We start from the raw sequence: 25,924 nt of genomic DNA on the forward strand, positions 1-25,924 counted from the left end.
AGTCGGCCGGGAGTAAATATAACACCGGGGATGACGACAGGAGTCGTAGGCGGTCTCCGACCGCCGGGGAGGATATGGGACACGAAACCGACGCCGACGACGAGCAACGCGTGCGAGAACTGTACGACGAACTATACCCGATATGCCGGAGCATCACCGGGCCGGGCCTCCGCGAGAGCCTCGGGATACTGGGCGAGGAGTTCCCGCTGGAAGTCGAGGGCGTCCCCTCGGGAACCGACGTGTTCGACTGGACGATTCCCGACGAGTGGCATATCCGCGAGGCGCGACTCGTCGGTCCCGACGACGAGGTGTACGCCGACTTCGAGGACCACAACCTCTCGGTTGTCAACTACTCCGCGCCGGTGGACCGAGACGTGTCGCTGTCGGAGTTACAGTCGCACCTCTACTCCAGCGAGGGGGTGCCCGAGGCGATTCCGTACGTCACGAGTTACTACGAGCGCCACTGGGGGTTCTGCGTGCCCGAGACGGTCCGCAAGTCGATGCCCGAGGGCGAGTACCACGCCTACGTGGACAGCGAGTTCGTCGACGGCGAACTGAACTACGGCCACGCCCTCCTCGACGGCGAGACCGACGACGAGGTGCTGTTGAGTTCGTACCTCTGCCATCCCTCGATGGCGAACAACGAGTTGAGCGGTCCGCTCGTGATGGCCTTGCTCTACGACCGCATCGCCGACTGGGACGACCGACGGTACACCTACCGGTTCGTCCTCTGCCCCGAGACCATCGGGAGTCTGGCGTACCTCCACCGCTACGGCGACCACCTGCGCGAACGCGTCGTCGGCGGACTGGTGTTGACCTGCCTTGGCGGCCCGGAGCCGAACCTGAGCTACAAGCGAAGCCGGGAGGACGACGCCCTGCTGGACAGGCTCGTCGAACAGCGCGCCCGCCGAGGAGAGCCGGTCGAGACCAGACCGTTCGCCGAGATGTTCGGCTCCGACGAGCGCCAGTACTGCTCGGCCGGGTTCGACCTCCCGGTCGGACAGGTCGCGCGCACCGTCTACGGCGAGTACGACGAGTACCACACGTCGGCCGACGACCGCGAGTTCGTGGAGTTGGAGTCGCTGGTCGAGAGCGCCGACTGGATAGCCGACCGACTGTGGGAGTTCGAACACGCCGGGCGACAGCGAAACCTCGAACCCTACGGCGAACCGATGCTGAGCAAGCACGACCTCTTCCCGACGGTCAGCGACTGGTCGGACCAGACCCGGCAGTTGACCGGGGTCGAGGAGCTTTCCGAGGAGCAGTTCCTCAAGCGCGTCCTGCTCGTCCTCCAGTACAGCGACGGCGACCACGACTTGGTCGAAATCGCGGACGAACGCGACTGCACCGTCGAGGAACTCGTCCCCATCGTCCGCCGACTGTACGACGAGCAGTTGCTCGAACCGCTAGGCTGAGTCGGTCTCGTCGTCGGTTCGGGCGTCGGCTTTCCGGAGCAGGAATATCTCGTCCTTGTTGTCGGTCTCGTCGTAGTGGAGGAACCGCGACCGGACCGTTTCGAGGTCGTGGTTCTCCCGGTAGTGTCGCCGGAAGTCGGTCTTCCAGTAGAGCTGTTCGTCGTGATCGCTGTCGATTTCGACGTACTCGTCGGCGTAGAACTCCGACCCGAGGACGTACTCGCGCGAACACCGCACGATTTCGGACTGCACGTCGGCGAGCAGTTCGGGCGGGATGGCGACGAGACAGCCGTTCGTGAACACGAGGTCGAACGCGTCGTCCTCGAAGGGAAGTCGGCTCGCGTCGCCGACGACGGCGGGAATATCCGGCGAGTACTCGCGGGACTTGGCAATCGCGTACGACTGTACGTCGATACCGACCACGTTCTCGAAGCCGAGTTGCCGGAGACACCGTAGTTGGACGCCGACGTTCGACCCGACTTCGAGTATCTCGGCGTCGCGGTCAACGTCGCCGAGGAGGTCCCGGTATATCTCCGACTGGGTGAGGCCGTACTGCTCCCGGCGGAGCGTTTCGAGGTCGTCGACCGTGTGGGGGTTGCGCTCGGTGTACTCGACTCCGGCGTCACCGGCCCACTTCTGGCCCTGTTCGCTCATCGTCCCGCCTCGGGTTGGGGCGTCGGTCTCTCCTCGGCGTGCAGACTCGCCGCGCCGAGAGCCGGTCGTCTCGCTGGCTGTCCGTCGAGCGTCGAGTGGCTTGGACGGGTAGTCATGCGGTCAGGATTCGGCCGCGTCGAGTTCCGATTCGAGCGTCTTGTAGTTGCTGTACCGGGTCTTCGTGTAGTCCGGGAACCGACCCTCCGCGAGCGCCTGCTTTATTTCGCGGGCGGCGTCCGGAATCGTCCGCCGGACCTCGTAGTCGAGTCGGTCGTGAATCTTCGAGAAGTCCACTCGGTAGCTCCGGTCGTCCTCGTTCTCGGGTTGGTGGTCGATAGTCGCGTCCGGGAACACCTCCGAGACCATCTCGCCGATCTCCTCGACGCGGTAGTTCTGGGCGTTCGACCCGACGTTGAACACCTCCGAGGAGACATCCTGAATCGGTGCCTCCAGACAGGCGATGTAGGCCCGCGCGGCGTCCGCGACGTGGACGTTCGGCCGGTACTGGTCGCCGCCGAATATCGGAATCCGGCCCTCGTCGTGGGCCTTCGCCGAGAGGATGTTGACCACGAGGTCGAAGCGCATCCGAGGAGAGAGACCGTAGATGGTCGCCATCCGAAGGATGGTCGGCGAGAAGTTCCCGTCGGCCATGTCCAACAGCGCCTCCTCGGAGTCGATTTTCGTCTGGGCGTACAGCGAGACCGGATTCAGCTCCGAGGTCTCGGTCAACAGCTCGTTCTCCTCGTCGAGACCGTAGACGCTACACGTCGAGGCGAATAGGAACCGATTAACTTGGTGGTATTTACAGATACCCGCCGCGAGTCTGACCGCGTGAAGGTTCATCTCCAAGGTCTTCTGGGCGTCGATGCTCGACGCCGGGTCGCCGACGAGCGCGCCGAGGTGGATAACCGCATCGACGCCCCGAATCGCTTCGGTCACGTCGGCGATAGAGCGCATATCGCCCTCCATCAGGGTGAACCGGTCGTCGTCCGCGAGGTCTTCGACTCCCTGACGGCCGTACAGGAGCATGTCGAGGACGCGAACGTCGTACCCCGCCGAGAGGAGTTCCCGAGAGAGGACCGACCCGATGTACCCCGCCCCGCCGATGACGAGGACGGTCTCGACGTTCCGGCCCGCCTCGACGGATTGGTTCGAGACGACCCGTCCGTTACGGTCCACCTGTTCGAAGCCTAAGACGTGGCCCTCGGAGACCACTGGGACGATAAGCGTCTCGTGGTCGGAGGTGCGTCGTCGCAACTCTTCGAGGTCCAGTCGGCCGGACACGTCGCCGGATACGTCCTCGGCGTTCAGGACGACGGAGTCCTCGGTCGTCACCTCGGCGATAGCCGTGTCGAGGTCGAGTCCGTCGAGGATACCCCGACGGATGTCGCCGTCGGTCGCGGTCCCGCGGAAGCGACCGTCGTCGTTTACCACTGCGACGAAACCGGTACCTACTCTATCCATCGTCCGCATCGTCTCGGCGAGCGACGCGTCGGCCGAGACGGTCATATCGTTCGGATTATCGAGTGTCATCGTTCGTATTTCCCCCAGACAGAGCCGATAGCGGTCATCTCCGGGGTCGTCCCACGTAACCACAAACGCGGGCATTGTTATTGGCCGAATGAACGTAGAGTATCGGTGGTTTTCGTCGTTCTCGGTCGCTGTTACTTCGGTTAAGCGTCCAGAGACGGAAGTGAGTCGAGACGGAACCAAGACGACCGTACGACGAAGACGGACAGCGGGCGAAGACGAGCGCCCGACGACTCATACCCCGGCACGCACGGCCGCGACGATTCTGTCGGCCTCCTCGGCCGAGAGGTTGGGATGAATCGGCAGCGAGAGGACTCGTCCGGCCACGTCCTCCGTGACCGGGAGCGCGCCGGGGTCGTAGTCGTAGCGCCCGCGATAGTAGTCGGTCAGGTGGACCGGCGGGTCCCAGTAAATCTTCGAGGAGATATTCCGGGCGTCGAGCGCGTCTATTACGCCGTCTCTGTCCACGTCGGGGGAGAGCGTGACCGTGTACAGTTGGCGGACGTGCGTCGAGTCGCCGAGTCCGCGGTGGGGTTCGACGCCCGACACGTCGGCGAGGCCATCGGTCATCCGGTCGGCCGCCCAGCGTCGCCCGGCGATTAGCTCCTCGACTTTCTCCATCTGCGCACAGCCGATGGCGGCCACCACGTCCGCCATACGGACGTTCGTCCCGATGTCGGGGTACCGACCGCTCCCGCTCGACTCGAAGTAGTCGGTGGACTCCCGGCCGTGCGAACGGTAGAGGCGGGCGTTCTCCGCGATTTCCGAGTCGTCCGTGAGGACCGCGCCGCCCTCCCCGGTGGCGACGACCTTGTTCTGGCAGAAGCTGAACGCCGCCGAATCGCCGAACGTGCCGACCGACCGGCCATCGAACGTCGCGCCGAGCGATTCGGCCGCGTCCTCGACCAGCGCGAGGTCCTCGTCGTCGGCTATCGCGGCCAACTCGTCGATTCGACAGGTCGTGCCGTAGGGATGGACCGGTAGGAGCGCGGCCGTCTCGTCGGTTAGCTCCTCGCGGACCGAGGAGGGGTCGAGACCGTACGTCTCGCGCTCGATGTCGGCGAACACCGGCCGCGCGCCGACCAACTCGACGGCGTTGGCGGTGGCGACGAACGTGAACGACGGGACGACCACCTCGTCGCCCGGACCCACCCCGTGCGCTCGAAGCGCGGTCACGAGCGCGGTCGTCCCGGAGTTGACGACGACGGCGTGGTCCAATCCCACGTACTCCGCGAGTTTCTCCTCGAACTCGGTGACGTACGGGCCTTTCGCCCAGTAGCCGCCGCGAGTGATGGAGTCCGTCGCGTTCTCGACATCGAGTTCGTCCCACGCGATTTCGAACAGCGGTATCTCCGGTCGCTCGCTCGCCGGACGGTCGCTCACGCTATCGGGCCTCCTCGTGAACTCGACATGGGACGCACTTCGACGGGAGCCAGTATTGTAATTGAATCGTTAACCGGTATTGCAGAGCGTTAACAGTCGGTAAGCTCTGACAAAATTGTTCGGCGCGTCGGCGGGAGCGGAAGCTATTTCGAGGTCACGGTCGGACACCAGACGATGCATTTCGGCCTACGTGCTGACGGCGGTCCGGAACGGGGGTTCGGCCACCTCGTCCGGACGCGGACTCTCGCGCGGGAACTGCTCGACAGAGGCCACGCAGTGACCTACCTGTCGAAGACTCCCGAGAGCGTCGAGCGCGTCTGCGACGCCGAGGAGTTGGCGGTCGTCTCGGTGCCGACCGAGGAGGAAGCCGACGACGACGAATCCGAAGCGGATGAGGACGCCGCGAGGCTCCTCGATGCGGCCCGCGAGGAGGGAATCGACGCCCTCGTCGTGGACCGCGGCGCGGTCGGACTGGAGACCCAGCGCGACCTCTCGGCGGCGCTCCCGCTCGCGCTGATACTCGACGGGGAGGGAGGGACGGTCGCCTGCGACCTCGTGGTCAACGGCCACCTCTACGCGACGGTCGAGGACTACGAGTTCGAGGGCGACGAGCCGGACTGGTGCGTCGGGAGCGACTACTACCTCCTCGACGCCGACCTCCGGCGACTCGCCGACCGGGAGGTGCCGTGGCGCGACCCGCCCGAGCGCGGCCTGATAACGATGGGCGGGAGCGACGTGGGGAACGCGACCCCCGACGCGGTCCGGGCCTTCGACGGGACCGGTCTCGAAATCGACGTTATCGTCGGGCCGGGATTCCAGAACGAGGAGCAAATCGACGCCGCGGTCCGAGAGACCGACGCGACGTTCGACGTGGTTCGGGACCCCGACGACCTCCCGCAGCGGATGTTCGAGGCCGACCTCGCGGTCACGGCGCTCGGACTCACCGTCTACGAGTTGCTCGCGCTCCGGACGCCCTTCGTCGGACTCCCGCAAGCGCCCGACCAGTATCCGAAGGTCGCCCCGCTCCGGGAGCGGGACGCCGGACTCGTCGTCGCGCCGGGCGACGACCGCGAGTTGGCCGACGCGGTCTCGACGCTACTGCACGACGCCGAGCGCCGCCGGACCTTCTTCGAGCGCGGCCGGGAACTCGTCTCCGGCGACGGCACCGCGGCGGTCGCCGACCGACTCGAAGAACTCGGGTGAGAACCGCGGTCGGCGAAAACCGGCCCGGCGCTACTCGTCCACCGGGTCGCCGGTCACGTCGTCCCACCGGATACCGCTTCCGGCGTCGAGGTCTCGGGTCGCTTCCCGGCCGACCACGGCGTCGAGGAACTTGGGTTCGACTCCGCGCTCGCGCTCGCCCGAGCGGAGCGCCGACACGGCGGACTCCTCGATGACCTCGCCAGCGTCGAGGTCTTCGGTCGCGTGAACCGTCCGCCGGGCCGACTCGTACCAGTCGCGCTCGACGGCTTCGACGCCGACCGACCCGTCGCCGAGCGCGACCTCGGCGTCCCGAATCGCGGTTATCATCCGGTCGAGTTCGTCGGGTTCGAGCGCGAAGGAGTGGTCCGCGCCCTCCAAGTCGCTGTCCAGCGTGAAGTGCTTCTCGACTATCGAGGCTCCCAACGCGACGGCGGCGGCGGGCGCGACAACCGGGTCGGTCGTGTGGTCGGAGTAGCCGACCGGCACGTCGAACTCCTCGGCGAGCGTGGCGACGGCGCGCACGTTCGCCGATTCGAGCGGCGTCGGATACGACGAGACGCAGTGCAGGAGCGCCACCTCCGAGGCTCCGGCGTCTCGCAGGACCGAGAGCGCGCTCCGCACGTCTTCGAGGTCGTGCGCACCGGTCGAGGCGACGACGGGTTTGTCGCGCTCCGCGACTCGCCGGAGGAACGGATGGTGGCTGAGCATGGACGAGGCGATTTTGAACGCCGGGACGTACTCGTCCAACTCGTCGAGCGCGCGCTCGTCCAGCGGCGTGGACATGAACAGCACGCCGCGGTCGTCGCAGTGGTCTCTCAGTTCCGGAATCCAGTCGTACGGCATCTCCATCTCGGCGACGAACTCCCGGAGCGACTGGTCGTCCCCGACGCTCCCGGCCTCCTCGGCGTACATCGTCTCGGCGCGGAAGTTCTGGAACTTGACGGCGTCCGCACCGGCGTCGGCCGCGGCGTCTATCAGCGACTTGGCCTGTTCCAAGTCGCCGTCGTGGTTCGACCCCGCTTCCGCGATGACGAAGGTCGGCCGGTCGGTCCCGATTGCGTGCCCCCCGATTTGCATGGCCTCTGATTCCACGACGAGCCACCAAAGCGTTGGGGGCCGCGGCGCGAGGAGCGGCCGGGGGAGTCGAGACCTACCCGTACACGTTCGAGAGTATCGCCTCCAGATTGACGATGCGATGGAGCTTCCGGGCCTCGTGGTACGTGGCGGTACCGCCGACGCGACCGAGCGCGGACTCGTAGCGAGTGCGGAGGTCGGCCGCCAGCTCGTCGTCGGACGCCATCGAGACGACGAGCGACTCGTCGGGGTCGAGTCGGTCGGCGTTGCGCCCGAGGAGGGGCAGGGGAAGGTCGGCTTTGTACGCCGACTCGGCGGCCATCTCGCGCTTCCTGTCGGCCACGCTGTCGAACGCGGCGTCCTGATACGTTCGACCGAGGCGGTCCGCGACGTACTCGTAAATCTCGCGCTTGGGCGAGATAGCGTCGCGAAACCTCCGACGTTTGCCGAGGAAGTACGAGACGAGCGGTCCCCAGTTCGCGGGCAACGACATCCGCGTCCCGTCGGCGACCGGGAACGTCGTCAGTTCCTTGCTCATGTTGTGCGAGTAGTAGTAGAAGTTGAGTACGTCGATGGCGGTCCGGAGGTCCGACTCGCGGGTCCGCGCGAGGAGCGTCCCGACCTCCTCGGTCGCCGTCTCGTCGTCGCCGGGCGCGACGAAGGTCGGGCGCATGCACGAGACCGCGCCGACCAGATAGCCGATGGCCGACGGGTCGGCCGCGAAGTCGGTGTCGCGCACCGAGAGCGCGAGGCGAGCGTAGAGTCGTCGGAGGGTCTCGCTCTCGACGTACGGGTCGGTGAACTGGGCGTTCTTGGCGACTTTGAACGCGAACCCGCCGAAGTCGCGGGTCGCGTAGAGGTACGCGCCCGGCGAGAGTTGCGGGCGCTTCATGTCCACCGTCGCCACGGCGTCGGTGTTCTGGCCGTTGCAGACGATGTCGTACCGGTCGTCCGCGTCGAGGCCGTTGCTCGGCGCGAACGGATTGACGAAGTCGCGCTCCAGATTCCGCTGGAGTCGGTCGAGAGTCGCCGCCGAGTCGGGCGGCCAGCGGTAGTCGAACACGTCCAACTCAGCGCCCGCGGCGTCCGCGACCCTGCGCGCTCGGGGGACGTTGTTCGCGTTCGGGCCGATGTCCACGGCGGCGAGGTCGAGCGCCCCGTCGCCGCGGTGTCGGTCCAGCGCGAGGTAGTAGGCCGTGCTATCGACGCCGCCCGAGAACAGCAGGAGAACGTCCTCGTCGGCGACGGGTCGCGCTATCTCTCCGAACGCGGACGCGAGATTCGCCGGACGGCCCTCTCCCCGGCCCGCGAAGTGGCGGAACTCCGCGATAGAGCCGCCGTCTACGTCGATGTAGCTCGCAGGCGGGAGTCGGTGAATCGACTCGAAGACGCTCGTAAACGGTAACTGCAACTCGACGCGCTCGTAGAACCGTTCGAGCGCGTCGGGGTCGAACGACAGTCGCTCCCGCGGTACGTACTCCAGCGCGCGCGACAGCACGGTGGCGACCACCGTCGAGTCGCCCAGCGGCGCGACGTACCCGCCGGGGTAGCCCGGCGACGTGACTAGTCGGACGCCCTCCTCGGCGAAGTCCGCGAGGACGTAACTGCCACACGACCGCCGCGCCTCGGCGGCCAGAAAGTCCGACAGGTCTCGGTTTCGGTACTCGTCGGCCAGTCGCTCGGCCGACGCGTGGAGCGGCCTGCCGAACACGCGAACCCCGTCGTCGGGCGAGTCGGTCGTGTGAACGCGAAACTCCTCGGTCTCGTCCGGCGTCCCCGCGGACGCCGAAGCCCCGCGTGCGCCCGTCGCTCGGCCACCGTCAGTTCGGTCTCCCGCGGTCTCGTCCCCCGTCATTCTCTCTCAATGCCAATCAGACGGGTATTAAAAATGACGCCCCGGAGGACCGTCACGACGGGCGACCCGGACGAGCGGGTTCCAAATCGCTCGCGGTCGCTACCGCGCGGGCGGCGTCGGACTCCGAGACCGGTTCCGGCGCGAACGCCGCGCGCTCGTAAGTCTCGGTCAGGCGTTTCAGGTCGTCGGCGCGCTCCGCCGAGAGGCCGCCGTCGCGGCAGTCAGCGTAGAACTCCCAGTGGGTCTCGGCCGAGGAGCGCCCGACCGCTCCGTCGAGTCGCTTCCGGGCGGCGGCGTAGGCCAGCAAGGCCGCCTCGTCGGCGGGGTCCGTGGTGGGGTCGCTCGCGGCGGCGTCACCATCCAGTCGCTCGGCGGCCGCGTCGAGGAGGGCGTCGGCCGACCGGTCGGCGTCGCCCGGAACGGTCGCCGAGAGGTCCGACGCCGCCGACGCGGGCGCGGGCGTCTCGTCGTCGCCGAGGCTCCAGTCGTCGCCGCCGAGGCGTCGCGCGAGGACGACGCCGATGACCGCGAGACCGAGCAGTCCCGCGACGCGGAGCGCCAGCGGGTAGTCGAGTCCGTTCCCGCCGGTCTCCTCGAAGGCGACGGTGGCGTCAGCGCGGCTCGACTGTAGGTTCTCGCCGACCGGCGCGTAGGAGGCGTTGACAGTGGCGTTCGGCCGGTCGCTCACCGACGATGGCACGGACACGACTTCCGCGTAGCCGCCGGTCGCGTTCGTCGTCACCGTGCCCACCGCGGTCCCGCCGACGGCTAGTTGGACCGTCCGGTTCGGGAGCGGCGCACCGCGCGCGGTCAACCGACCCGAGACGAACAGGCTCCCGTTCACGCGCCGGAGTTCGGTCATCGAGAGGTCGGTCGGGGTCGGTTCGACCGTCACCGCCGCGGTGGCGTTCGCCGCGCTGAACCGCGAGTCGGCGAGGCGAACCCGGAGCCTGCGCTCGCCGGTCGAGACGTTCGCCGGAACCGCGGTCCGCAGGTCGAACGAGCCGTTAGGGGCCGTGGTGGTGCGCCCCATCGGAACGCCGGCGAGCGTCGCCACGACCGCCACGTCGCCGGTCGAGACGTTCTCGGCGGCGACGGTGCCCGCGACCGTCAGCGAGTCGCCGAACCCGACCGACTCGGCGTAGTCCCGGAGTTCGACCGCCGGTTCGACGCGTTCGACGCCGAACCTGACCGTCGCGTTGTCCCGGAGGTACCGCGAGGAGTTCGCCGGTCGGAACTGGACCGTGCGGGTCCGGTCGCCGACCGACGCGAGCGTCGGTCGGTAGCCGACCTCGAAGTGGCCCGTCGCGTTCGTCGCCGTCCGGACGGTCCGGTTCTCGATGCGGAGCGAGACGTTTCGCGGGCCGACCGCGGTCCCGGTCGCCGCGGTCACGAGTCGGCCGCGGAGCGTCACCCGGTCGGTGAACGACCGGTTCGCCGAGCGGGCTTCGACCGAGAGGTCGGTCCGGACGAGCGTCTGGTCGCGGACGGTCCGCTGGGTCGTCAGCACGTCCTCGCGGACCGCCTCGATTTGCCGGGAGGCGTTCGTCGTGGCGTTGCGCTCGGCCGAGGAGGCCGCTCCTCTCGACGAGACGTTGGCGTAACTCTCCCGGAGCGCGGCGGCCGAGCGGTTGACCGCGGACAGGCGGCGTTCGAGCGCGTGGGCGAGGCGGCGCTCTCGATCGGTCGTCCCGTTCTCGCGGACCCGCTGGTAGCGTTGGAGCGTCGTGCGGTAGTCGTTCACGTCCGCGAGGAACGCGCTCTGAATCGCGCCCACGCCGTCGAGGTCCGAGAGGTTCCGGTCGCCGCCGGACGACTCGCCTTTCAGTTCCGCGTACTTGTCGGCGAACTCCTCGAACTGCGAATCGTTGCCGACGATGCGGCGCGCGCGGTCGGCGTCGCGCTCGCTCACCTCGACGCTCCGGACGAGGCGTTCGACCATCCGGTCTTGGAGCCACGACCCCACGTCGCTGGCGTTCGACCCCTCGCCGACCCGACCGGGGTTTCGGTGGCGGACCGTCGCGTTCGCGGTGTCGTTCCCGCCGGGCGTAGTCGTCTCCTGTGCGCCGACTGCGGAACCGCGCGCGCCGACGGCGGGAGTGCCCGCCTTGGAGACGGGTCTAGATATGCTAAAGTCGTACTCCTCGGTTCCGGGCAAATATTTATTTGTCTCAAAGGATTGTGTACCGGTCTCCGACGCGGACGCGCTCGGCGTGGACGCACCCGCCGCGGACGCGCCGCTCGCCGCGGCGGCTAACAGCAACAGCGCGACGGCGACGCTCCGCAGTCGCTCCCCATCGACCCCCCTCACAGACCACTGGTACTGCGGCGAGCGTAATACCTCTATTGGGGGACCAGTTGGGTATGCTAGACATTTGGTACCACGCTCTCGGGACGAGGAGGACCCCGCCGACTCGTCGCTACCTGCCGTCACCGGCGACTTCGCTGGCGTCACCGGCGACCGCGCCGGTGTCTCCTCGTCACCCGCGTCTAAGGACGGAAACGACAGCAGGTTGGATTTTCCGCGCTCGAACGACCAACAGTTTGAACTACGGATGCGTCGTGCGTGGTTGCGATGGGGGTTACTCGCGGGTACTGGGGAGAGGTCGGACTGGTCGTCGCGTTGGCCGGAGCGGCCGCGCTGTTGGGCGAGCCGCTGTTGCTCGTCGGCGCGGCGGGCGTCGGCGGATGGCTGGTCGCGCGCCACTACGCCTTCGTGCGCGACCTCTCGGGGGTCGTCGCCGCGCTGTCGGTCTCGCAGTCGCCCGAACGCGAGCGCGTCACCGAGGAGAACACCGTGGACCTCACCCTCGAAGCGACGCTCCCGGCCCCGACGCCGCTGGCGCTCGACGTGGAGACCGACGCGCCGGTCGGCGTCCGGCTCGACGGCGAGGCCCGGACGACTCTCCAGAGAGGAGACCGGGAGGCGACCGCGACGGTCGCCGCCGACTGCCCGCTGGCGGGCGAGTTTCGCTTCGACCGGGCGACGGTGCGGACGACCGACCGGTCGGACCGGTTCACCGCCGAGTTCGCCGTCGGGGACCCGGCGACGCTGACCGTGGACGCCCGCGCGCCGCGGGACATCCACGTCGGGACGGGCGGGGACGCCATCGGGACACCCTACGGCGAACTCGACACGGGCGAGCGCGGGACGGGACTCGACTTCGCGGAACTGCGGTCGTACGTCCCCGGCGACGCGGTGCGAAACATCGACTGGAAGGCCACCGCGCGCTCGGACGAGGCGTACGTCCGGACCTACGAGACCACCGCCGAGCGTCGCACGGCGCTGTTGGTCGATTGCCGGACCGCTATGGCGGCCGGGCCGTCGGGCGCGACCAAGTTCGACTACCTCCGGGAGTTCGCGCTCGGACTGGTGACGTACGCCCGCGAGCGGAGCGAACCGCTCGGTCTCTACGCGGTCGGCGACGAGGGCGTGCTGACCAGTCGCGCGCCCGCCGCCAACGAGGAGGCCTACGCGACGATAGAGCGGCGACTCCGCGAGTTCGCGCCGAACGACGCGAGCGGCGACGCCGAGGCCGCGACGACCGACGCCGACGACGGGACGACCCGTGCCGACCGCACGCCAGCGCGGACCTCCCCGGCCGTGGCGCGCGAGCGGTCGCGGCTCCTCCGGGGCGACGATTCGGCGTACGCCGACCGATTGGGACCGTTCTTCGGCACCGCCGACCCGTACGTCGAGCGCATCGCAGGCGACCCGCTGTACGGTTCGGTCCGCGCGGGAATCTCGCGGCTCTCGGGCACCGTGACCACCGTCGTCCTGACCGACGACTCGAACCGCGCTCGGACCCGCGCCGCGATTCGGACCGCCGCGCGGAGCGAGGGCACCGTCCTCGCCTTCCTGACGCCGACGGCGCTGTTCGAGCGCGCGGACGGCGACCCGGAGGCGACCTACGAGCGGTACGCCGACTTCGAGCGGTACCGGCGCGAACTCGACAACGAGCGCGGCGTCGCGGCGTTCGAGGTCGCGCCCGGCGACGAACTCTCCCGACTGCTGGCGAGCCACGAGGCCCGCCGTCGGTCCGCGGAGGCGGGTGACTGAGATGGCCGGACTCGCCGACCGAATCGGCCTCGCGGACTCGCGGGCCGAGGAGCGACTCGCCGACCGAAGCCGACTCGGCGGGGCCAGTCTCGTCGTCGTCGCGGCCGCGCTCGTCTTGCTCTACGGCGCGCCGGGGGTCGCGGCGGCGGCGGCCGTCGTCGCCTGCTGGCTCGCGCTCCCGGCGACCTACGCCTTCGCGCTCGGCACCGTCGCGCTCGCGGCGCTCGCCGGGGAGTCGGTCGCCGAAATCGCGCTCGTTGAGGTCGGACTCGTGGGGCTCCTCGTCGCTCCGGCGGGCCTCCTCGACCGGCCCGCGCGACCGGTCGGCATCGCGGTAGTCGCCGTGGCCGCGGGCGGCGCGCTCGCGTGGGCGACGAGTCACGGCGCTATCGGTCTCCCGCTCGCGGGCCTCGTCGTCCTCGGGGGGACCGCGCTCGGCGGCTACGCGCTCCACCGCTACCAACTCGTAAACATCGGCCTCGCAGGTGATGCCAGTGAGTAACGACGGACGACTCGACCGAACCGACGACCGGCGCGAGGAATCGAGCGACCGACCCGGAGAATCGGACGACGACCGACGGAACTCGTCGGCCGACGAACGCACGGAGAGCGACCCCGAGGAGCGCGTCGAGGACCTCGCGGCGCAGGTCGAACTGCTGGCCGACGAGAACGAGCGCCTGCGCGAGGAGTACGTCCGCGCCCGCAGGAGCGACTACCGGCGGACCGCCGCGGGCCTCCTCGGGGTCGGCCTCGTCGCGGTCGTGGGCGCGCTGGCGTTCCCGAGCGCCCGCGAGGTGCTGTTCGCGCTCGGCGGGACCGGCGTGTTCGGCGCGCTGTTGACCTACTACCTGACGCCCGCGCAGTTCGTCGCGGCCGAGACCGGCGAGCGCGTCTACAGGGCGACGGCGGCGACCGGCGCGCAACTGGTCGGCGAACTCGGGTTGGGGGACGCTCGCGTCTACGCGCCCGCTCGGGCGACCGGCGACGAGTTCGCCAACGTCCGTCTGTTCGTGCCGCAGCGCCGCGACTACGCGGTTCCGGCCCCCGACGAGTTGGACTCGCTGTTCGTCGTCACGGACGACGAGCGCGAGCGGGGCGTCGCCCTGCCGCCGACCGGCGGGTCGCTCTACCGGGAGTTCGACTCCTCGATGGCCGACGAACTCGCCGCGAGTCCGGCCGGGGTCGCCGCGCAACTGACCGACGCGCTGGTCGAGACGCTGGAACTGGCCGAGAGCGCGAGGGCCGAGACCGACGCGGGGAACGGGGTCGTCCGCGTCGAAGTCTCGGACGCGACTTACGGCCCACTCGACCGCTTCGACGACCCGGTGGTCTCGTTCCTCGCGGTCGGACTGGCCGACGCGCTCGCCGCACCCGTCGCAGTCGAGGTCGCGCCCGAGGAGGGCGGCGACGTGTTCGTCGTGACCTACGAGTGGGACCCCGAGCGCGCCGCCGCCGGGGACGGAGACCGCGGTGCGGGAGCGAGGACGGAAGCAGAAGCAGAGGCGGAACCGGAAGCGGAAACAGAGCCGGAATGAGGGGAGGAGCCGAGAGCGGAGCCGGTGTGAGGGGCGGAGCCGAGAGCGGAGCCGGTGTGAGGGGCGGAGCCGAGAGCGGAGCCGGTGTGAGGGGCGGAGCCGAGAGCGGAGTATAGAGCCGGGACCGGAGTAGCAAGCTACGACCCGCCAGCGGCCGCGTCCGACTCAGACACATCCGACTCCGACGCGCCGGACTCCGTGGGGTCCTCCGGACCGCTCGGCGGTTCGACGCTGGCCAGCACGTCGGCCACCACGTCCTCGACCGTCACGTCGCCGAGTTCCGCCTCCGCGCTCAGGGTCAGGCGGTGGGCGAGCAGGGGTTCGGCCAGCGCCTTCGCGTCGTCGGGAATCACGTAGTCGCGGCCGCGAATCGCGGCGCGGGCCTTCGTCGCGTGGAGAAAGGAGAGGGCGGTCCGCGGCGAAGCACCGTATTCGAGGTCCGGACTCTCTCGGGTCGCGCCGACCAGTCCGAGGAGGTACTCCTTGACCGCGCGCTCGACGTGGACCTCCTCGACAGTCTCGCGGGCGTCCAGAATATCGGCGGTCGAGACCACCGGCGACACGTCGCCGGGACCGAGGTCCGGCGACTGGTCGAACCGGTCGAGCAGGGCCATCTCGTCGTCGGCGTCGGGCATCCCGACGGTGAACTTGAACTGGAAGCGGTCGCGCTGGGCGATGGGCAGTTCGTAGGTCCCCTCCATCTCGACGGGGTTCTGCGTGGCGACGACGAGGAACGGTTCGGGGAGCGAGAGCGTCTCGCCCTCGATGGTGACCGCGCTCTCCTGCATCGCTTCGAGCAGGGCCGACTGGGTTTTCGGCGTCGCGCGATTTATCTCGTCGGCCACGACGAGGTTGGTGAACACCGGCCCGCGCTGGAGGTCGAACTCGCCGGTCGCCTCCCGGTAGACGTTCGTCCCGGTGATGTCGGCCGGAAGGATGTCGGGCGTCATCTGGATGCGGTTCGAGTCCATCCCGGTCGCTTCGGCGAACAGCAAGGCGATGGTGGTCTTGGCGACGCCGGGCACGCCTTCCAGCAGGACGTGGCCCCGCGTGAGTAGCGAGATGGTCAGTCCCTCGACTATCTCCTCGTTGCCGACCAGCACGGTGCCGACGCGGTCTCGCAGGTCCTCGTAGATAGCGGCCGGTTCGGTCATCGTCCACTCTCACCACGCGGAGTCGGATAACTCGCACGGGTAAGCCCGGATTACTTCGTCGCTCGCCCACTCCGAACGGCCTCACTCGTCGCGGCGACGGGCCAGCGACGAGGCGACGCGCTCGGCGCGCTCGGGGTCCCACTCGGGGTGTCTGCGCCGGAGGTGGGCCGCCATCTGGTCGCGCGTCGGCCCGACGCCGAGGCCGTCGCCTCGCCCGTCGGTCGGGTCGCCGGAGTCGCGTCGCCACGGCCGAGGAGCCTTCGCGGCTATCGACCCGACGAGGTCGGGGCGGCGCGACCAGAGGCCCAGTCCCGCGACGACCGCCGCGCCCGCCGCGAGCGTGAGCCACGCCGAGTCGCGGACGACCAGCAGGGCGACCACCAGCGGCGGGAGACCGGCCGAGTGGGAGTAGTCCAGCAGGACGCGCTGGCCGTCGCCCAACAGCGCGGCGACGAACGCGTGATTGCGGCCCTCCTCGACCATCGCGTCGATGAACACAGACGAGTCCGAGACCACGACGACCCGGCCCGCGCCCAGTCGCTCGCTGGTCACGACCGGCGCGGAGGTCAGGTTCTCGGCCGCGCCGAGTCGGCCGTTTCGGTCGGTGTCGAGGTAGGCGTACCCCGAGGAGTTGTAGACCACCTGCGCGCCGTTGGGTTCGACCGCGGTCCCGTAGTTCAGCGTCACCGAGTCGGCCCCGCTCGCCGCGCTCCGGTCGCCGGTTTGCGGTCCGGCGGGAGCGCCCGACGCGCCGGGCGCTTCCGAATCGCCGGAACCGAGCGAGGAGTTCGGGACGCGCGAGGCCACGGGCATCGCCGGGGTGCGGTAGTTCGACCGCGGGTCCCGGAGCGGTCGGCCGTCGAGGCGCGCCTCCGCGCCCAGCACTCGGAGGAGGTCGTTGGCGTGCGGCCCGAAGTCGCCCGCCACGACCAGCGTGCCGCCGTCGCGCACGAATCGGCTCACTTCGAGGACTTCCGCCGACGAGTAGTTCGAGTCGGGCGAGAGGACGAACGCCGTGGTCCCCCGCGAGGGCACGGTGCCGTACGCGCCGGTCTCGCGGGCGACGACGACCTCGCCCCGCTCGCCCGCCAGCGACCGGAGGTCGCTCGCGCCGTCCCAGTCGGCGTTGTAGGGACTCAGCGCGGCCGACGACGAACTCCCGGCCAGCACCGCGACCACGAGGACCGAGACGGCCAGTCCGACGAGGACGATGCGGGGAATCGAGAGGTCGGCGGCGAAGTCGCTCGCCACGGTCAGGTCCCCCGAGGCCGACCACGAGTGTCGGGCAATCCGGAGCGAAGCGATTCGGCGGCCATCGGTTCGGCGGGGCTACGACGGCGCTCGTATAGAATCGTTCGGCGAAAGCCGTGGTTACTCCGCGGTGGTCGCGTCATCCGAACTCAGAGATACCCCAACTCCTCCAACTGCCGTTTCGTGCCCTCCTCGATGTCGGTCTCGTCGCCCGACCGGTATTCGAGCGGACCGAGGTCGTCGGTCGCTCGCTCCCGGAGTCGGTCGGCGACCGCCGGGCGCTCGCCGACGAGGTTCCGGGTCTCGGCGGGGTCCTCGCGCAGGTCGTAGAGTTCTTCGGTGCCGTCGCTGGCCTCGACGTACTTCCAGTCGGGCGTGCGGACCGCCCGGAGCGCCCGGTCGAACGTGGAGATATCGCGGGGCACCTCGTCGTAGCGGTCCCGCACGTCCCCGATTTCGGGTTGGGGGTGCAGGTACTCGCTGACGGCGTACTCGCGGTCGGAGCAGAGCGATTCGTCCGCTTCGTCGCTCACGAGGACGTTCCGGGAGGTCGCCGAATCGAGGTCGGGACCGCCGGAGTCGAGGGCGTCGAGGTCCGCCGGGTCGCCCCCGGCCAGCGAGAGAATCGTCGGGTAGAGGTCCCGGAGTTCGACCGGCTCCTCGCAGGTCGCACCGCGAAGGCGGTCGCCCGCGTCGCCCGGCGGACGGACGACGAGGGGCACGTGGACCAGCGTGTCGTAGAGGCAGTACTGGTGGTCCATCAGGCCGTGGTCGCCGATATTCTCTCCGTGGTCGCCGACGAGTACGACCGCGGTGTCGTCCAGTTCGCCCGACTCGGCGAGGAAATCGAGGAGGTCCCCGAGGCGCTGGTCGAGGTAGCGCAGTTCCGCCTTGTAGAGTCCGTGCAGAATCTCGAACTCCTCGGCGGTGCGCTCGTCGGCCCCGGTGATGTGCGCCCACGCGTCCTGATTGACGGTCTCGGCGCGGGCTATCTGGCCGTCGGTCAGGAACTCGCGCTGGAACCGCTCGGGCGGGTCGTAGGCCAGATGCGGTTCCATGAAGTTGGCGAACGCGAAGAAGGGCCTGTCGTCGTCGCCGTCGCGCGACCGGAACCACCGCTTCATCCGGCGGACGGTCCGGCGCGCGCCCGAGTCGTACGTCTCCCGGAAGAACTGCATGTAGAGGGAGTTGACCAGCGTCTGCGGCCCGGTCGGCGAGAGGAGTTCGCCAGCGAGTTCCCGCACCTGCTCGGAGCGGTCCTCGGTTTTCGCTATCGAGGCGAGGTCCGCGCCCTTCGAGAACAGCTTCCAGCACGGCGAGAAGTGGTCGAAGCCGTCGAAACCGAAGCTCGGCGAAATCCACGGGTTGTTCGAGAACGCCGCGGTCCGGTAGCCCATCCGGCCGAGTCGGGCGGGAAGCGAGCGGTCTCCGGCCGAGAACTGCTTGGTCCCGGCGTGCGCGCCGTGGTCGGAAGTGCGCTGGCCGGTGAACATCGCGGCGTGGGAGGGCAGGGTCCACGGGCCGTTGGCCGTCGCGTTCGTGAACCGGACCCCCGACTCCGCGAACTCGGTCAACCGCGGCGCTACCTCGGCGGCGTCGTCGCCGAACACCGTCGCGGCTCTGGCGGTGTCGAGGACGACGAACAACACGTTGGGACCACGCATCGTAGCGTCTGTCGGCAGTCGGCTTCATATCTCTGACGGTCCCAGACGGGAGAATTGGGCCATTTCTCGGCGTTACGGCCTGACCACTTTTGTGGGAGAACGTCGAACCCACGCCGATGAGTAGACGCCCGCAGTCGTCCCGCAGAGTCGAACGACTCCCGCTCGACTTGGCGGCGGTGGCGGCCCTCGACGTGGTGACGGTCGCCGCGCTTCTGGTCCCGGCCGTCCGCGCGACGCCAATTCGCGCCGTCTTGGGCCTGCCGTTTCTCCTCGTGCTTCCGGGGTACGCGGTCGTCAGCGCGCTGTTTCCGGAAAATCGGCTCGCGGTCGCGCCCGACGAATCGGCGAGCGAGACGGGTCCGTCGGCGAGCGGGACCGCCGCGAGCGACCCCGGCGTCTTCCTGCGCCACGAACTCGACGGCTTCGAGCGACTGGGCCTGTCGGTCGGCGCGAGCATCGTCGTCGTCTGCACCCTCGCGCTCGGCCTCGACCGGTCGGCGGTCGGACTCGGCACCGCCACGCTCGTCCCGACCGTCGGCGCGTTCACGCTCGGCGTCGCGGCGATTGCGGTCCTGCGGCGCGAGGAGCTTTCCCCGGACGAACGGTTCGGGGGCGCGCTCGGCGCGGAACTCGGAGCGACGCGCCTCGGGGGCGGGAGCGTCGGCGCGCGTTTCGCTGGCGTGCGAGACGAGCTTCTGAACCCGGACACGAAGGTAGACGCCGCGCTCAACGTGTTGGTCGTGGTGAGTCTCCTCGTGGCGGCCGGGGGCACCGCGTTCGCCGTGACCTCCGAGTCACGCGGCGAGGGCGACACCGAGTTGTACCTCCTCTCGGAGAACGACGACGGCGCGCTCGTCGCGGACGGCTACCCCGACACGCTGGCCGAAGCCCGGCAGAACCCGCTGGTCGTGGGCCTCGAAAACCGGGAGGGAGAGGCGACCGACTACACCGTCGTCGCGGAACTGCACCGCGTGACGGGACCGCCCAACGAGACGACCGTGACCGCCGAGCGCGAACTCGCCCGGTACGGGGTCCGAGTCGCCGCCGGAGGGTCGTGGCAGACCCGCCACGTCCCCCGCGAGCGACTGTCCGGCGACCGCCTGCGACTCGTCTATCTGCTGTACCGCGGCGACCCGCCAGCTGACCCGAGCGTCGCCAACGCCGCCCGCGAGGTCCACGTCTGGCTGAACGGGAGCCGGTCGGCCGGAGGCGGAGCGGTAGGGAACGCGACGGCGGGAACCACGACGGCGGCGAACGCGACCGCGAACGCCTCGGCTCTCGATAGCCCCGGCCTCCTCGGGAGGTGGTCGTGAGTGGACGTAGCGCGCTCGACGCTGAAGCTCTACGTCGCGCAACTCGGGAGCGCCGCGCTCGTGGCGGTCGGACTCGTCTTCTTCTCCCGAGAGTTGGGCGCGGCGACGATGGGGGTGTTCTTCCTCTTTCAAGCGGTGCTGGAGATGCTGATGATTCCCGCCGACTTCGGCGTCCGCGGGGCGGTCGAGAAGCGCATCAGCGAGGGCGAGAGCCCCGCGGACATCTTCTCGACCGGACTCCTGTTGAAGGCGGGACTGGCCCTCCTCGCGGTGGCTGGCATCCTCGTGTTCCGGGGACAGCTCAACGACTACATCGGCGCGGAGTTGGCGCTGTATCTGGCCGTGGCGGTCGTCCTCCGGGAGTTCTCGTGGCTGATGATGCGCGTGCTGAAGGGCGAACTCCGCGTCGAGGAGACCGCGACCCTGAAGTTCGCCCAGAAGGCGGTCTGGATTCTCGGCGGGGCCGCGTTAGTCTACCTCGGCTGGGAGGTCGAGGGGCTGGTCTACGGGCTGATGGGCGGCTTCGCGGTCGTACTGGTCTGGGGCGCGTGGAAGGTGGCGACGCCAATCGGTCGCCCCTCGCGCGAGCGCGCCCAGTCGCTCGTGGACTACTCGAAGTACAACGTCGTCACGTCGGTCCAAGGCTACGTCGGCAACTGGCTGGACGTGGTGTTCATCGGCTTCTTCCTCACCCAGACCCACGTCGGGGCCTACGAGGTGTCGTGGCGCGTGACGACGTTCGTCCTGCTCCTGAGCAAGTCCATCGCACAGAGCATCTTTCCCCAAATCAGCGAGTGGAGCGGCGAGGACGCGACCGGCCGCATCGAGCGACTCATCACCGCGGTCGTCACGCCCTCGGTGTTCCTGCTCGTTCCCGCGCTGGTCGGGACCGCCCTGCTCGCGCGGCCGATTCTCGAACTCGTGTTCGGCGCGGAGTTCGGTATCGCGAGCGTCGCCTTCGTGATTCTGATGGGGTTCACGCTGGTCCGAGGCTTCGGCGTCGTCTTCGGCCGGGCGCTCGGCGCGATAGACCAGATGCGCCTCGCGGCGACCTCGGGCGTCGTCGCCACGACGAGCAACGTAATTTTGAACGCCGTTCTCGTCTTCCAGTTCGGCCTCGTCGGCGCGGCGGTGGCCACGCTCTGCTCGGGACTCATCGGGACCGGACTCGACGCCCGCTTCCTCGCGCAACACATCGACCTCGAACTGCCCGTCACTGAACTGAAGTACTGCGTCGTCTCGGCGGGCGTGATGGGCGTCGCGGTTCTCCTCGCGCGGTCGAGCATCGGCGTCGGGAACCTCTGGGAACTCGCCGCCGTCATCGCGGTCGGGGCCGGGACCTACGGGGCCGCCGTGCTGGCGTTCCGACCGCTCCGGACGCGCGTCCTCGGGACGCTCCCCGTCGGGCGACTGGAGAGGTGGTCGCCGTGAGTTGGCTCCCGTCGAACTGGCCGTCGTGGGCGAGGAGCGACGGTGAGACCGACCGCGGCGGCGAGACCGACCGCGGCGGCGAGACGGAGAGTCGGGCGGAAGGCGAGGAGAGGACCGGCCACGGCGTTCTGACGCGAGCGAACGTCGTCAAACTCGCGGTGATACTCGGGTCGCTGTGTTCGCTGAACGCGGTGTACCTCTGGTCGTACCGCGGCGCGCTGTCGGGGTTCACCTTCGCGCGCCTCGGCGTGCTGAGTACCCACGTCCGCAACGACCTGTTCCTGCTGGAAGCCACGCCGTCGTTCCCCTTCGGCGCGTACTACCTCCGGTCGTTGCAGGCCGTGGTCGGCGGGAGTCTGGTGGACGTGCTGTACCTCCCCGTCGCGGCGCTGTTGAGTCCGCTGTTCATCTATCCGTTCGTGCGACTGTTCTTCGACGACCGGACCGTGGCGATGCTCGCGTCGCTCCCGGTGTACCTGCTGGTGTTCGCCGACAGCTACCACTTCCGGGCCTACGAGATGGGGAAGCTGTTCTACCTGCTGTTCGTGTTCGCTACCGTCCTCTTTCTCAACGACTTCGAGGAGTACCGGTATCGGTTCGGGCTCCTCTCGCTGCTCTTTTTCGCGGGCGTGAAGTTCTTCGCGCCGCCGATGGAGGTCTGGGCGGTGACGTGGGTCGGCATCGTGACGGTATTGGCCATCTTCCGGCGGTTCTACCGGGGCGACCTGACCATCACGCGCCGGACCGTCGCGCGACTGCTGGTCCTCGAACTCACCTTCGTCGTCCTCATGTTCTCGTACAACAACAAGTTCTACAACCAGTTGCTGACGATGGACTTCCCGCTGACCGGCGAGAACCTGCTCTACTCGGTGTTCGCGCTGGTGTCGGTGTTGGCGGCCGACCCCGTGACCGTCCAGAGCCAGTACGTGGTGGTCGAGGAGTCCCAGCGGCTCCTCCAGCTGGTCAACGTCCTGACCTTCGTGCTGATAGCGATTCCCTGCGCGCTGGTGCCGCTCTCGCGGCTGATTCGCTCCGGGCCGTCGTTCGTCTTCCGGAACGCGCGGGAGCTGTTGGCGATATCCCTGCTGGCGGCCTACGCCGAGGAGTTACTCCTCTACTCGCTGGTCGGGTCGGGCGTCCAGTTGCGCTACGTCGAACTGGTCTTCCCGGTCGTGGCGCTGTACTTCTACGCCGACGCGTCGGTCGGGGATTGGGTGCCAGCGATGTCGCTCCGGAAGGCGATGCCGGTCGTCCTCGGCGTCCTGTTGGTGACGAGTTCGTTCGCGCTCGGCTACGAGTACGAGAACCAGACCCAGCGCCAGTACGTGGACGAGGAGGCCGCCGACGCGCTCGTGGCGTGGCTCTACGAGTACCGGACCGGCGAGGAGGTCACGACCGACTTCCAGACGTTCGGCTCCATCGTCGCCCACTCGGGGATGCAGTTCGGCGAACCGTACTTCACCAACCTCGGGCGAATCGGTCCCGAGACCTACGCGAAGTTGGACGACGACGACACCGCCGACAGCTACGGCATGAACTACTTGGTCGTGAACGTCGGCTCTATCGACCAGCCGGTCATGCGCGGCCCGCCGACGTGGACCAACTTCGAACCGCTGGGCCGCCACACCGACGCGATAGCCACCGAGCGCGCGCTGAGTAAGGTCTACGCCAGCGAGTCGTTCCGCGTCTACCGGCCGGGCGAGGTGGCAGGCTCCGCTGGCGAGTCGGCTGGGGCGGCAGACGCGGCCGGGGAATCGGACACGGCCGGAGCGACAGACGCCGCCAGAGCGGCGGATACGACCGTAAACGGTTCCGAAAACGAATCCGAAAACAGTTCTGCAAACATTTCCGCAAACGCCGCGGAGTCTCGGCAATCGAGCCCGCGAATCGGAAACTCGGTTTCTACAGCACTTCCTCGGTCAGATACCGCTCGAAGTTCTCGACGTAGCGCGCTTGGCTGAACCGCTCGACGACCGTCCGGCGGGCCTCGCGGCCCATCTCCTCGCGCAGTTCGGCGTCGCCGCCGAGGAGTGCTATCGCGTCGGCGAGGTCGTCGCTCGACCCCTTCGGGACGACGAGTCCGTTCTCGCCGTGGGTGACGAGTTCGCGGGTCCCGCCCGCGGGCGTGGCGACGACCGGCACGCCCCGCGCGAACGCCTCCAGAATCGACCGGGGAAGCCCCTCGTTGTACGACGGGAGGACGAAGAGGTCGATTTCCCCGAGGAGCGCGGGCACGTCGTCGCACCACCCGAGGAAGGTCGTGCGCTCGGCGATACCCCGGTCGGCGACGCGCTCGCGGAGCTTCCGGCCGTAGTCGCTCCCGTGCTTGTACGCCTCGTCGGACTCCTCGCCAGCGAAGACGAGTTCGTAGTCGCCCAGCGAGTCGGCGGCGTCGGCCACCGCGTCCACGAGGTGGTGCTGGCCCTTCCGGGGTTGAATCGTGGCGACCTCGGCGATTATCGGGCCGTCGCGGTCGGCGAAGGGAAACTCGGAGTCGTCCGCGTCGCTCCCGCTTTCGGCGGCGGCGTTCGCGGGCGAGAACTCGTCTAAATCGACGCCGGTGTAGATGGTCTCGGCCTTCCCGTCGGGCGTGAGGAGTCCGTCGAAGCGGCTCTTGGTCCCGTCCGAGATGGTTATCACGTGGTCCGCGAGGTGGTACGCGAGCGTATCGAGGACCGAAATCGGCGTGTCGATGCGGACGTACCACAGAACCGGTATCCCGAGGAGTTTCGCCGCCGGACCGAACAGCACCACGGCTTTCAGACTGTTGCAGTACACCGCGTCGTAGTCCCGCGCTCGGAGGTAGCGCACGATGTTGCGCTGGTAGCCCGTCACGCTCGTCGCGGTGTCGAGGAGCGCCGCCGGGTGGGTGTCCAGTAGCGCGTCGCCCGACCGGTCGAGTTCGTCGGGGAGACCAACCACGTCCACCGCGACGCCGCGCTCGCGGGCCTCGTCGGCGAGCGCGCCCTCGCTCGGGACGACGAGTCGCGCGTCGAACTCGTCGCTGTCGGTCAGCAACGGGAGCATCGACTGCTGGGCACCCGTCACGCTCTCGTAGTACGGCTCGACGAAGGCGACCTGCGTCACGCGACTACCCTAGCGAGAACGCCACTTAGTAATGCTCCGCGTATCGAATCCGCGAGCGAGCGGGTGTCAAACCGAGAACCGGAACCGACGGTGAAACGGTCGAAATCCCTTTCCCCCAACTCGTCGTCGGTGACGACCAATCGTGTCGGGTGGGATTCGCGTCTGTCACGTCCTCAACGCGCTGGGCGACGGCGGGGTACAGAATCTGCTGTTGAACATGGTCGAGCGTTCCGAGAGCAACGTCGAGCATTCGATAAGCTACCTGAACGAACTGGAGACCTCCCTAGAGCCTGCGTTCCGCGCGAAGGGCGTCGAAGTCACCGACGCGAGTCCGGGCGGGCAGTTCGACCCGCGAGCGGTCGGCGCGCTGGCCCGCCACGTCCGGAAACGCGACGTAGACGTGCTTCACGCCCACCTGCCGTGGCAACAGGTGGTGGCCAGACTCGCCGGTCTCGTCACCGACACCGCGGTCGTCAGCACCCACCACAACCTCGGCGACAACAGTCACCCGGCCGTCCTCGCGGCCGAGCGAGCGACCAGACTCCTCGACGCGGCCACCGCGGCCGTCTCCGAGACGGTCGCCGAGCGCCACGCCGGACGGTGGGTCGGCGCAGACGACCGGTGGCGCGTCGTCCACAACGGCATCGACGTGCCGGGGTTCCGCGAGGAGGTCCGGTCGCGCGACGGAATCGAAGCCGGGCAAAAACGGGCGACGCCGGACGGCGGAGCCGAGAGCGATTCGAGCGCCCCGACCTTTCTCCACGTCGGGCGCTACATCCCCGGCAAGTCCCAGAGGGACCTCCTGCACGCGATGGCGAGCGTGGTCGAGGAGGCCCCCGGCGCGCACCTCTACCTCGTCGGGTGGGGAGACCTCGAAGCCGACCTCCGGGCGGCGGCCGACCGCCTCGGTATCGCGGATAACGTCTCGGTCACGGGCTACCAGAGCGACGTGGAGGACTACTACGCGGCGGCCGACGCGTTCGTGTCGAGTTCGCTCTCGGAGGGGTTCCCCATCACCTACATCGAGGCGATGGCCGCCGAACTGCCCGTCGTCTCGACGGCGTTCGGCGGCGCGGCCGACATCGTGGCCGACGGCGAGACCGGGTTCGTCGTGCCGACCCGCGACAGGGCGGCGCTCGCCGACGCGATGGCGAGACTGACCGACCCCGAGGAGCGCGCCGAGTTGGGGCGCGCGGGCTACGAGCGCGCCGAGGAGCTATTCGACGTGGCGCGCACCGAAGCCGAGTACCGCGAGATTTACCGGGAGTGTCTGGACGAGTCAGCCACAGGAGCGCCCCCGACGCCGCGGTGAAGT

Annotated in this window: 19 protein-coding genes; 9 read left to right on the top strand and 10 right to left on the bottom strand. The window is 68.9% G+C overall.

Translation table 11 applies throughout. From position 1 onward, the window contains the following. The first annotated feature begins 74 nt into the window (after positions 1-74). Complete coding sequence (locus EPL00_RS18305; protein ID WP_135854108.1) at positions 75-1,415, top strand: DUF4910 domain-containing protein; 1,341 nt, start codon at positions 75-77, stop codon at positions 1,413-1,415. On the opposite strand, the gene EPL00_RS18310 is transcribed toward EPL00_RS18305, so the two are convergent. The 3 genes from EPL00_RS18310 to EPL00_RS18320 form a co-directional block, all read right to left on the bottom strand. Then, positions 1,407-2,069, bottom strand: coding sequence for a pseudaminic acid biosynthesis-associated methylase (locus EPL00_RS18310; protein ID WP_135854107.1), 663 nt, complete (start codon positions 2,067-2,069; stop codon positions 1,407-1,409). The genes EPL00_RS18305 and EPL00_RS18310 overlap by 9 nt on opposite strands. 120 nt (positions 2,070-2,189) lie before the next feature. Continuing rightward, complete coding sequence (locus tag EPL00_RS18315; RefSeq protein WP_162224261.1) at positions 2,190-3,602, bottom strand: NAD-dependent epimerase/dehydratase family protein; 1,413 nt, start codon at positions 3,600-3,602, stop codon at positions 2,190-2,192. Positions 3,603-3,833: 231 nt separating this feature from the next. Beyond that, positions 3,834-4,982 carry a DegT/DnrJ/EryC1/StrS family aminotransferase gene (locus tag EPL00_RS18320; protein WP_135854105.1) on the bottom strand — a complete coding sequence of 383 codons (1,149 nt, stop codon included), beginning with the start codon at positions 4,980-4,982 and terminating at the stop codon, positions 3,834-3,836. A 174-nt stretch (positions 4,983-5,156) separates the two neighbouring features. On the opposite strand from EPL00_RS18320, the gene EPL00_RS18325 reads away from it, so the two are divergent. Beyond that, on the top strand, positions 5,157-6,185 hold the full coding sequence (locus EPL00_RS18325) for a PseG/SpsG family protein (RefSeq protein ID WP_135854104.1): 1,029 nt from the start codon (positions 5,157-5,159) through the stop codon (positions 6,183-6,185). Positions 6,186-6,215: 30 nt separating this feature from the next. Here EPL00_RS18325 and EPL00_RS18330 read toward each other — a convergent pair whose 3' ends face one another. The 3 genes from EPL00_RS18330 to EPL00_RS18340 all read right to left on the bottom strand — a co-directional run bounded on the left by EPL00_RS18330 (position 6,216) and on the right by EPL00_RS18340 (position 11,425). After that, complete coding sequence (locus EPL00_RS18330) at positions 6,216-7,262, bottom strand: N-acetylneuraminate synthase family protein (RefSeq protein WP_135854103.1); 1,047 nt, start codon at positions 7,260-7,262, stop codon at positions 6,216-6,218. Positions 7,263-7,335: 73 nt separating this feature from the next. Continuing rightward, positions 7,336-9,114: an asparagine synthetase B family protein gene (locus EPL00_RS18335; protein WP_135854102.1), complete on the bottom strand. Its 1,779-nt coding sequence runs from the start codon at positions 9,112-9,114 to the stop codon at positions 7,336-7,338. A 52-nt stretch (positions 9,115-9,166) separates the two neighbouring features. Beyond that, positions 9,167-11,425: a DUF4129 domain-containing protein gene (locus EPL00_RS18340; protein ID WP_135854101.1), complete on the bottom strand. Its 2,259-nt coding sequence runs from the start codon at positions 11,423-11,425 to the stop codon at positions 9,167-9,169. A gap of 264 nt (positions 11,426-11,689) precedes the next feature. Here EPL00_RS18340 and EPL00_RS18345 point away from each other — a divergent pair, with 264 nt between their 5' ends. The 3 genes from EPL00_RS18345 to EPL00_RS18355 are packed head-to-tail and all read left to right on the top strand — an operon-like array spanning position 11,690 to position 14,709. Then, positions 11,690-13,174 (top strand): DUF58 domain-containing protein, encoded by a 1,485-nt coding sequence (locus EPL00_RS18345; protein WP_135854100.1) that lies wholly within the window; start codon positions 11,690-11,692, stop codon positions 13,172-13,174. Between the two features lies 1 nt (position 13,175). Continuing rightward, positions 13,176-13,676 carry a hypothetical protein gene (locus tag EPL00_RS18350; protein WP_135854099.1) on the top strand — a complete coding sequence of 167 codons (501 nt, stop codon included), beginning with the start codon at positions 13,176-13,178 and terminating at the stop codon, positions 13,674-13,676. Continuing rightward, complete coding sequence (locus EPL00_RS18355; protein ID WP_135854098.1) at positions 13,669-14,709, top strand: hypothetical protein; 1,041 nt, start codon at positions 13,669-13,671, stop codon at positions 14,707-14,709. Before EPL00_RS18350 ends, EPL00_RS18355 begins: the two co-directional genes overlap by 8 nt. A gap of 137 nt (positions 14,710-14,846) precedes the next feature. Here EPL00_RS18355 and EPL00_RS18360 read toward each other — a convergent pair whose 3' ends face one another. From EPL00_RS18360 to EPL00_RS18370, 3 genes are all read right to left on the bottom strand, one after another. Further along, on the bottom strand, positions 14,847-15,863 hold the full coding sequence (locus tag EPL00_RS18360) for an AAA family ATPase (protein WP_135854097.1): 1,017 nt from the start codon (positions 15,861-15,863) through the stop codon (positions 14,847-14,849). An 81-nt stretch (positions 15,864-15,944) separates the two neighbouring features. After that, entirely contained in the window at positions 15,945-17,114 is a 1,170-nt protein-coding gene (locus tag EPL00_RS18365) for a DUF4350 domain-containing protein (protein WP_238398245.1), read from the bottom strand. Positions 17,115-17,263: 149 nt separating this feature from the next. After that, on the bottom strand, positions 17,264-18,778 hold the full coding sequence (locus EPL00_RS18370; RefSeq protein WP_135854096.1) for a sulfatase-like hydrolase/transferase: 1,515 nt from the start codon (positions 18,776-18,778) through the stop codon (positions 17,264-17,266). A gap of 116 nt (positions 18,779-18,894) precedes the next feature. On the opposite strand from EPL00_RS18370, the gene EPL00_RS18375 reads away from it, so the two are divergent. Genes EPL00_RS18375 through EPL00_RS18385 form a run of 3 tightly spaced genes read left to right on the top strand, consistent with a single transcriptional unit; the run spans position 18,895 to position 23,483 of the window. Further along, the gene (locus tag EPL00_RS18375; protein WP_135854095.1) at positions 18,895-20,091 is read left to right on the top strand and encodes a DUF1616 domain-containing protein; all 1,197 of its coding nucleotides are present in this window, start codon (positions 18,895-18,897) and stop codon (positions 20,089-20,091) included. Then, positions 20,092-21,522, top strand: coding sequence for a flippase (locus EPL00_RS18380; RefSeq protein WP_135854094.1), 1,431 nt, complete (start codon positions 20,092-20,094; stop codon positions 21,520-21,522). It begins immediately after the preceding gene. Then, complete coding sequence (locus tag EPL00_RS18385; protein ID WP_135854093.1) at positions 21,519-23,483, top strand: hypothetical protein; 1,965 nt, start codon at positions 21,519-21,521, stop codon at positions 23,481-23,483. The genes EPL00_RS18380 and EPL00_RS18385 overlap by 4 nt, the downstream gene beginning before the upstream one ends. On the opposite strand, the gene EPL00_RS18390 is transcribed toward EPL00_RS18385, so the two are convergent. Beyond that, positions 23,425-24,609, bottom strand: a complete 1,185-nt coding sequence (locus tag EPL00_RS18390) for a glycosyltransferase (RefSeq protein ID WP_135854092.1) — start codon at positions 24,607-24,609, stop codon at positions 23,425-23,427. The two genes, EPL00_RS18385 and EPL00_RS18390, sit on opposite strands and share 59 nt — an antisense overlap. A gap of 142 nt (positions 24,610-24,751) precedes the next feature. Here EPL00_RS18390 and EPL00_RS18395 point away from each other — a divergent pair, with 142 nt between their 5' ends. Further along, complete coding sequence (locus tag EPL00_RS18395) at positions 24,752-25,921, top strand: glycosyltransferase (RefSeq protein ID WP_135854091.1); 1,170 nt, start codon at positions 24,752-24,754, stop codon at positions 25,919-25,921. The last annotated feature ends 3 nt before the right edge of the window (positions 25,922-25,924 follow it).

This window comes from Halorussus salinus, from assembly GCF_004765815.2.
In the GTDB taxonomy this organism is placed as follows: Archaea; Halobacteriota; Halobacteria; order Halobacteriales; family Haladaptataceae; genus Halorussus; species Halorussus salinus.

What these genes read in the sequence shown, in the direction of transcription:
- EPL00_RS18375 (WP_135854095.1), top strand. Translation starts at nt 18,895, where the DNA reads ATGAGTAGACGCCCGCAGTCGTCCCGCAGAGTCGAACGACTCCCGCTC.
- EPL00_RS18350 (WP_135854099.1), top strand. Translation starts at nt 13,176, where the DNA reads ATGGCCGGACTCGCCGACCGAATCGGCCTCGCGGACTCGCGGGCCGAG.
- EPL00_RS18330 (WP_135854103.1), bottom strand. Translation starts at nt 7,262, where the DNA reads ATGCAAATCGGGGGGCACGCAATCGGGACCGACCGGCCGACCTTCGTC.
- EPL00_RS18370 (WP_135854096.1), bottom strand. Translation starts at nt 18,778, where the DNA reads ATGCGTGGTCCCAACGTGTTGTTCGTCGTCCTCGACACCGCCAGAGCC.
- EPL00_RS18315 (WP_162224261.1), bottom strand. Translation starts at nt 3,602, where the DNA reads ATGACACTCGATAATCCGAACGATATGACCGTCTCGGCCGACGCGTCG.
- EPL00_RS18325 (WP_135854104.1), top strand. Translation starts at nt 5,157, where the DNA reads ATGCATTTCGGCCTACGTGCTGACGGCGGTCCGGAACGGGGGTTCGGC.
- EPL00_RS18345 (WP_135854100.1), top strand. Translation starts at nt 11,690, where the DNA reads ATGGGGGTTACTCGCGGGTACTGGGGAGAGGTCGGACTGGTCGTCGCG.
- EPL00_RS18360 (WP_135854097.1), bottom strand. Translation starts at nt 15,863, where the DNA reads ATGACCGAACCGGCCGCTATCTACGAGGACCTGCGAGACCGCGTCGGC.
- EPL00_RS18310 (WP_135854107.1), bottom strand. Translation starts at nt 2,069, where the DNA reads ATGAGCGAACAGGGCCAGAAGTGGGCCGGTGACGCCGGAGTCGAGTAC.
- EPL00_RS18335 (WP_135854102.1), bottom strand. Translation starts at nt 9,114, where the DNA reads ATGACGGGGGACGAGACCGCGGGAGACCGAACTGACGGTGGCCGAGCG.
- EPL00_RS18305 (WP_135854108.1), top strand. Translation starts at nt 75, where the DNA reads ATGGGACACGAAACCGACGCCGACGACGAGCAACGCGTGCGAGAACTG.